The following is a 7,293-nucleotide window of genomic DNA, read 5'->3' as shown; positions in this document are numbered from 1 at the left end:
GGTTTGCGGGGCTTTACCAGATGCTGGCCGACGACCGGCAGGACGGTGGCGATCTCGAGGGGGACGTACTCCTTGCGCGACTGCCAGGCCAGGAAGGTGCGCACGAGCCCAGCCGGCCGGCCCGCGGCCTGCGGGGTCACCTCGATCGAGAGCGGAACCGCAGCGAACGGGGCACGCGAGCCGACCCGGCCGGACGGGATGTCGACGCTGAAGCTCGTGCTCCGACCGGCCGCGACCGCCGGAATCGCCGTGGTGGCGACGACCCAACCGCGGGCTGCGCCGGTCTGCTTCGCCCAGGCCGCCACGGCGCCGCGGCTGGTGAGCGCGACCGTGCCGCGCACGACCCGGATCGAGGCGCCGCGCCACCCCGCGTCGGCGGGCGCGGTGACGATCCCGGTGATCGTCACGGTGGTCCCCGGCCCGACCACGACGGGGCTGACGTCCGTGAGGGTGACCAGGGCCCGGTCCCGGGCCGGGGTCACCTGCGGGCCGTCTCGCGGCCCGCCCGGCAGCCCGCCCGGGAGCGGGCCGGCCTCCCGGACGTCGCCGCGCGATGGCAGCGGTACTGCGGCGGCGACCCCACCGACCGTGGCGAGCACGAGCAGGAGCGCGGCCCCGAGCCCTGCCGGGACCCGCCGCCACCGGCTCACCCGTCGCCCGCCAGCCGGTGCCAGGCAGCCTGGGCGATCCGCCGCTCGTTCGGGAAGGTGAGGCGCCGGTGCACCTCGTCGAGCCGGCTCCACACGGCGTCGATGGCCTCATGGTCGGGGTCGTTCTCGACGGTGAGCTCGCCGCCCAGCGCCTCGAGCAGGTAGTGGTGGACGTACTTGTGCACCCGCTTGGTCGAGGTCGCGAACCAGTAGTCGATCGTCCCGAGCTCGACCAGGACGCGCCCCTTGATACCGGTCTCCTCGGCGACCTCGCGGACCGCGGTCTCGACCAGCGTCTCGCCGGGCTCGACGTGGCCCTTGGGCAGGCACCACTCGACGCGCCCGGCACGGTTGCGCCGGGCGATGATCGGCAGGTACGCGAGACCGCCGCGGATGCACACCGCGATGCCTCCCGCCGAACGCTCCTCGACCGCGGGCAGCCGCCGACCGGGGGTCGGCATCGGCTGCGGCAGGGCGGTCACAGCGCCACCCTAGCCAGCACTTCTCGGAGTGGGCCCCAGCCGCGCGGCACGCCCGCACGGGGCGGGGTGGGCGGCATCCGGGCGTATGCCGCTCACCTACGCTGGGTGCGTGCCCGACCACCCCCTCTCCACGCGCCCCGCCCAGGTCGCCCTCCGCAAGGGTGCCGTCGCGCGGCTCGCTCCCGTGCTGCCGCTGCTCACCGAGCTGGGGGAGCGGTTCGCGGCCGCGGGGCACGAGCTCGCGCTCGTCGGCGGGCCGGTGCGCGACGCCTTCCTCGGGCGGACCTCGCCCGACCTCGACTTCACGACGGACGCCCGACCCGACGACATCCTCGCGGTGGCGAAGGGGTGGAGCGACGCGCACTGGGAGCTCGGGCGCGACTTCGGCACGATCGGGCTGCGCAAGGGCCCCCGGATGCTCGAGATCACGACCTATCGAGCCGACACGTACGACCGGGCCTCGCGCAAGCCGGAGGTGATGTTCGGCGACTCGATCGAGGGCGACCTCGTGCGCCGCGACTTCACCGTCAACGCGATGGCGATCCGGCTGCCCTCGCTCGAGTTCGTCGACGTGCACGGCGGGCTCGAGGACCTCGCCGGGCGGCGGCTGCGCACCCCTGCGCCACCCGAGGAGTCGTTCGCCGACGACCCGCTGCGGATGATGCGTGCTGCCCGGTTCGTCGCACAGCTCGGCTTCACCGTCGAGTCCGGGGTGCGAGCCGCGATGGCCGAGCGGGCCGGCACCCTCGAGATGGTGTCCGCCGAGCGGGTCCGGGACGAGTTCGGCAAGCTCCTCCTCGCGGCCGACCCGCGGGCCGGGCTGACGCTCCTGGTCGAAACCGGCCTGGCGGACGTGTTCCTGCCGGAGCTGCCGGCGCTGCGTCTGGAGATCGACGAGCACCACCGGCACAAGGACGTCTACCACCACTCGCTCACGGTGCTGGAGCAGGCGATCGCGCTCGAGGGAGCACCGGACGGGCCGCCCGAGTCGGTCCCGGGACCCGATCTCGTGCTCCGGCTCGCGGCGCTGCTGCACGACATCGGCAAACCGGCGACGCGCCGGTTCGAGCCGGGCGGCGGTGTGTCCTTCCACCACCACGAGGTCGTCGGGGCCAAGCTCGCGGCCAAGCGGCTCACGGCGATGCGCTATGACAAGGACACGGCGCGGCAGGTCGCCCGGCTCGTCGAGCTGCACCTGCGCTTCCATGGATACGGCGGCGGGCAGTGGACCGACTCGGCCGTGCGCCGATATGTCGCCGACGCCGGGCCGCTGCTGAGCCGGCTGCATCGGCTGACCCGCTCGGACTGCACGACCCGCAACGTCCGCAAGGCGGCGCAGCTGTCGGCCTCCTACGACGACCTCGAGCGGCGCATCGACCGGCTCGCCGCCGAGGAGGAGCTGGGCAAGGTGCGCCCCGAGCTCGACGGCCACGAGATCGCGCAGGCTCTCGGGATCAAGCCGGGCCCCGTGCTCGGGGAGGCGTACGACCACCTGTTGTCGGTGCGGCTCGACGAGGGGCCGATCGGCAAGGACGCCGCCCGGGAGCGCCTGCTCGTCTGGTGGGCGACCCGCGCGCACTGACGCACGCCCCGACCCGCGCGAACGGAACGGGCGTCCCCCTCGAGGACGCAGCCCGCCGGCCACCCGATGGGGAGTCCTCCCCATCGCTCGTCCCGCCGGACCGCCCTACGCTGCAGGCAACGACGAACCGGCGCCCGAACGGTGCCAGGGACGGCGGTGACTCGGTCGAAAGGACGCCATGACACCCCACCTGAGCGGGCAGCAGGTGTGCCCGCATGTGGTCACCATGTCATGCGACGGGTGGCGCCCGCGGACCATCCCGTCCCTCCGCTCGCGGCGACACCTCCGCGCGGGAGGCGCGGAACGCTCGTGAACTTCACCGTGCCCGGCCTCCTGGTCGGCCTCACCTCACACGTCGGCGGGCGAGCCCACAACGAGGACGCGGCCCGGTCGGGCCGGTTGGTCTTCGTCGTCGCCGACGGCATGGGCGGCCACGCTGCCGGTGAGGTCGCCAGTGGGATCGCCGCCGAGACCCTCCTCGAGCTCGATGCACGCACGGTGCTGCACCCACGGGATGTCGTCGCCCAGGTCGAGGAGGCCAACCGCCGGGTCCTCGCCTCGGCGGCCCACCATCCGGAGCAGACCGGGATGGGGACCACTGTGGCCGGTCTGGCCCTCGTCCACCTCGGCCGGTCCCCACACTGGGCCGTGTTCAACCACGGTGACTCCCGGGTCTACCGGCTGCTCGAGGGGCGGCTGCGTCAGGTGACTGTCGACCATTCGGAGGTGTGGGAGCTCGTCCAGCGCGGTGAGCTCACGGTCGAGCAGGCCCGACACCACCCGGGCCGCAACGTCGTCACGAGGACGCTCGGCCGGGACCCGATGGCCCCGCTGGACACGTGGCTCTTCCCGCCGTACGCCGGGGAACGCTTCCTCATCTGCTCGGACGGGCTGTCCAACGAGCTGACGACCGAGGAGCTGGAACACATCCTGACGAGGCTCGAGGATGCCCAGCAGACAGCGGACGAGCTCGTTCGGTGTGCGGTCACGCGGGGGGCTCGAGACAATGTCACTGCTATCGTCGTTGCCTTGCCGGGGGAGGAGTCGGGCCTGGAGGAGGACACGACCCCCCGTGAGCAGGTCGATCGGGGAGCAGGAAGTCAGGGATGAGCGCGCCGTCCGTCACGGTCCAGCGAGCCCCCGACGGGTGGACCCACATCGGCGGTCCGGGGATGCACCTGCTCATCGCCCTCGACGAGGAGGACGAGCGCACCCTCACCGCCAGCGACGCGGCCGACGGGGGCGACCTCGACGACGTCATCGATGTCCTGACGAGCGGCGGGATGCGTCGAGCCCACCACTTCGTGGGCGTCCACTGGGAGCCTCGCACCAGGATCGTCGCCTTCGGCCCGGTCGTGGCACGCGTCGTGCTCGCGGACGGCTCGGCCCGCAAGGTCCGCCCGGCAAGCCCGCGCGTCTGGACCGACCTCGTGCTCGACGAGCCTCCCGAGAGTGTGGACCTGAGCGTGCTCGACGAGGCCGACCGTGACGAGGCCGCCGCCGAGCGGCCGGTGGGGGTCGCTCGATCGGGCACGCAGGAGGGTTGGGGAGCCCACGACGCTCAGGCCCGCCGTACCGTGCCCACCCTCGGTGCCGCGCGGGTGTCGACAGCACAGCCCGCCGGGTCGTCGCCGACGTGGGGACGCGACCCGGAGCCGGCGACGCGCCCGAATGACCGCTCGACCGGCACTTCCCGCCTGCTCGACGAGGAGGGCGAGACGTCATCCGCCCCGTCCTACGACCACCTCTTCGGTCACACCATCACCGCCGAGGAACACCACCGCCTGGTCGGTGGGGTGGAGCGCGACGAGCCGGCCGAGTGGGTGCAGCCCGACGCCGCCGCCCAGGAGCCGCAGCCGTCTCAGGAGCCCCAGTCGTCCCCAGCGGTCGACATAGCGACGCCACCGGCGCCCGACGTGGCGCCGCACCCCGTGCGGCGCCGGCCCGGTGACCTCATCTCGTCGGTGCCGTGGGCGACCGCCACCTCCCGCGCGGAGACGGACGCCCCGCCCGTGCCGTCCTTCACCGGGCGCCACACCCCGGCGCCGGCTCCACCCCTCGTCCCGCCGGCTCCACCCCTCGTCCCGCCGGCACCACCCCTCGCACCCGAGCCGGCGCCGACACCTGCATCGACACCCGACGAGGAAACGGGCACGCCGAGCCGGACGCCCACCCTGCCGACCGACGCCGCCACCTCGCAGGACCCCGAGCTCACCGTCGACCGCCGCGCCCTCATCGCGGCTCGCGACGCTGCTCGCAACGCCGCCGCCCACGGTGGCACCGGCCCCCAGGTCATGGCCGTGCTGTGCACGTCGGCTCACGCGAGCCCGCCGCACGCCGACCGCTGTCGAGTGTGCGGGTCGCCGATCCCGGCGCAGGAGCCGTTCGGGATGCCGCGCCCGGTCCTCGGTGTGCTGCGCCTCTCGACCGGCGATGTCGTCACGCTCGAGCGCAACGTCCTGCTCGGCCGCGCTCCGAGGTCCGTCGAGGGTCTTGCCCCGCAGGAGGCGCCGCACGTGGTCAAGGTGGCCAGCCCGGGGCGCGACGTCTCACGCAACCATGCCGAGGTCCTGGTCGAGGGCTGGCACGTCCTGGTGCGCGACCTGGGCACGACGAACGGCACGACCGTGGCACTTCCCGGCGAGGCGCCGATCCGGCTCCGCGCGGGGGACCAGCAGTCGATCGAGCCGGGCTCGGTGGTCTCGATGGCCGACGAGGTGTCCTTCACCTACGAGGTGGGTTCGTGAGGAAGGGCGCACCTCCGAGCATCCCCGGGCTCGTCTTCGTCCAACCGCTCGGCTCGGGCGGCTACGCGGACGTCTACCTCTACGAGCAGCAGAGCCCGCGGATGCCGGTCGCCGTCAAGGTCCTCAAGTCCGAGGGGCTGACCGACGCGCTGCGCGGCCAGTTCGTCACCGAGGCCGACACGATGGCACAGCTCGGCGACCACCCGTACATCGTGCAGGTCTTCCGGTCCGGCACCTCCGAGGACCACCGCCCGTATCTCGTCATGAAGTACTACCCCCCGCCGAACCTCGCGGCGCGGGCCAGGCAGCAACGCTTCACCGTCGAGGAGGTGCTGCGCACCGGCATCCAGCTCGCGAGCGCCGTCGAGACCGCGCACCGCGCGCACATCGTCCATCGCGACATCAAGCCGGGCAACGTGCTGATCAGCGCGTATGGCGCCCCCGGCCTGACCGACTTCGGCATCGCCGGGCGCGGGCGCCGAACCGCGGACCTCGAGGCCGAGCAGACCGACGACGTCGGCGTCTCCGTGCCGTGGGCCCCGCCGGAGGTGCTGTACGGGCAGAGCAACGGCGACGAGCGGGCCGACGTCTACTCCCTCGCCGCGACCCTGTGGCAGTTGCTCGTCGGGCGCTCGCCCTTCGAGGTGCCCGGCGGCGACAACGGCGCCTACGCCCTCATGCCACGCATCCGGAGCACGCCGGTGCCACCGACCGCCCGCGAGGAGGTGCCCGCCGGGTTCGAGCGGCTGCTCGCCCAGGCGATGGCCAAGCAGCCGGACCGACGGCCCGCCTCGGCGCTCGAGCTCGCCCGTGCCCTGCAGGCCGTCGAGCAGCAGCAGCGCCTGGCCCGCACCCCGATCGTCGTGCTCGACGAGCAGGGTCACACGACCCTGCTGAGCCAGCCGTCCGGACCAGGTGGCGCGGTCCTCGAGGACGAGGACCGCACCCGGGTCAGGGCGCCGCAGACCGTCATCGCCCAGCCCTCCCCTGAGGAGGCCACCCGCCGCCGGGCCGACGTCACCGGCTACCGGATGGCGCCACCACCGCGTCCGGCGGCGGGCCCCCCCGCGTCGGCCGGCTCGGCGGCCCCGCTGCGCTCGCAGGCGAGGACCGACCCGGTCGTCACCGGACAGACCTCCCGGCTCGACGCCCAGGACGTGACCACGACGCGGCGCGCTTCGGTTGCTGGTTCGGCCACGGGCGCCACCGGCCAGAGCCCCGCCGCGCCCGGGCGGGCGGCCTCCGGCACCGCCGCCCGTGCCGAGGGCACGCGCGCGGCGCGGCCCGTGCTCGTCGGGGCCCTGGCGGCGGGCGTCGTGGCGCTGCTCGGGGTGGTCGTCTTCCTCATGATCGGCCCGGACGGCGACGCCACGACCGACCCGGCCACACCGCCGCAACCGGTCGGGTCCGTCTCGATGCCCGGCGACGACAGCGCGATCGGCGACGGCGTCTTCACCAAGCCCGTCCTCGAGGCCGACGGCGGGACGGGCTCGGTCACCTTCCGCTGGACCTACGAGTCGCCGCTCGGCACCGACACGTTCCGCCTCTACGTCGGGCCGTCGTCGAGCGAGGCGGAGCGTGCCACCCCGCTCGTCGTCAAGACCGCCAGGCACACGGTTCGGGCGAAGCCGGGCACCAGGCTGTGCGCCGTCGTCCAGGTGAACCGAGGTGGTCAGGGCTCGCCCGTGTCCGACCCACAGTGCGAGGTGGCGCAGTGACCGATGACCATCCGATGACCATCCGCGCACGCAGCCGGTGACGCCCGGTGCCCACCGTCGTGGGCCCAGCCAGAGCGCCAGTTCGACCTTCCGCCAGGTGATAGGGGAACCTGA

6 protein-coding genes are annotated in these 7,293 nt (G+C 73.9%); 4 read left to right on the top strand and 2 right to left on the bottom strand.

Features of this window, described 5'->3' with window-relative positions:
* Both L0H79_RS05915 and L0H79_RS05910 read right to left on the bottom strand, forming a co-directional pair.
* On the bottom strand, positions 1 to 650 hold a 650-nt coding region (locus L0H79_RS05915; protein WP_367652434.1), incomplete at its 3' end, for a DUF6049 family protein.
* Complete coding sequence (locus tag L0H79_RS05910) at positions 647 to 1,111, bottom strand: NUDIX hydrolase (protein WP_301483644.1); 465 nt, start codon at positions 1,109 to 1,111, stop codon at positions 647 to 649. The genes L0H79_RS05915 and L0H79_RS05910, both read right to left, overlap by 4 nt.
* Before the next feature lie 130 nt (positions 1,112 to 1,241).
* Here L0H79_RS05910 and L0H79_RS05905 point away from each other — a divergent pair, with 130 nt between their 5' ends.
* From L0H79_RS05905 to L0H79_RS05890, 4 genes are all read left to right on the top strand, one after another.
* On the top strand, positions 1,242 to 2,714 hold the full coding sequence (locus tag L0H79_RS05905; protein WP_301483640.1) for a CCA tRNA nucleotidyltransferase: 1,473 nt from the start codon (positions 1,242 to 1,244) through the stop codon (positions 2,712 to 2,714).
* A gap of 309 nt (positions 2,715 to 3,023) precedes the next feature.
* Positions 3,024 to 3,824: a PP2C family serine/threonine-protein phosphatase gene (locus L0H79_RS05900; RefSeq protein ID WP_301483639.1), complete on the top strand. Its 801-nt coding sequence runs from the start codon at positions 3,024 to 3,026 to the stop codon at positions 3,822 to 3,824.
* The gene (locus L0H79_RS05895; RefSeq protein ID WP_301483638.1) at positions 3,821 to 5,461 is read left to right on the top strand and encodes an FHA domain-containing protein; all 1,641 of its coding nucleotides are present in this window, start codon (positions 3,821 to 3,823) and stop codon (positions 5,459 to 5,461) included. The genes L0H79_RS05900 and L0H79_RS05895 overlap by 4 nt, the downstream gene beginning before the upstream one ends.
* A complete protein-coding gene (locus L0H79_RS05890; protein ID WP_301483637.1) occupies positions 5,458 to 7,179 on the top strand; it encodes a serine/threonine-protein kinase in 1,722 nt (573 codons plus the stop codon). Before L0H79_RS05895 ends, L0H79_RS05890 begins: the two co-directional genes overlap by 4 nt.
* The last annotated feature ends 114 nt before the right edge of the window (positions 7,180 to 7,293 follow it).

Origin of the sequence: Intrasporangium sp. (genome assembly GCF_030452765.1) — a bacterium.
GTDB lineage: Bacteria > Actinomycetota > Actinomycetes > Actinomycetales > Dermatophilaceae > Intrasporangium_A.
This window is presented reverse-complemented; position numbering and strand designations above follow the sequence as displayed.

Excerpts from the sequence above, each read along its gene's own strand:
- L0H79_RS05910 (WP_301483644.1), bottom strand. The coding sequence starts at position 1,111 with ATGCCGACCCCCGGTCGGCGGCTGCCCGCGGTCGAGGAGCGTTCGGCG.
- L0H79_RS05895 (WP_301483638.1), top strand. The coding sequence starts at position 3,821 with ATGAGCGCGCCGTCCGTCACGGTCCAGCGAGCCCCCGACGGGTGGACC.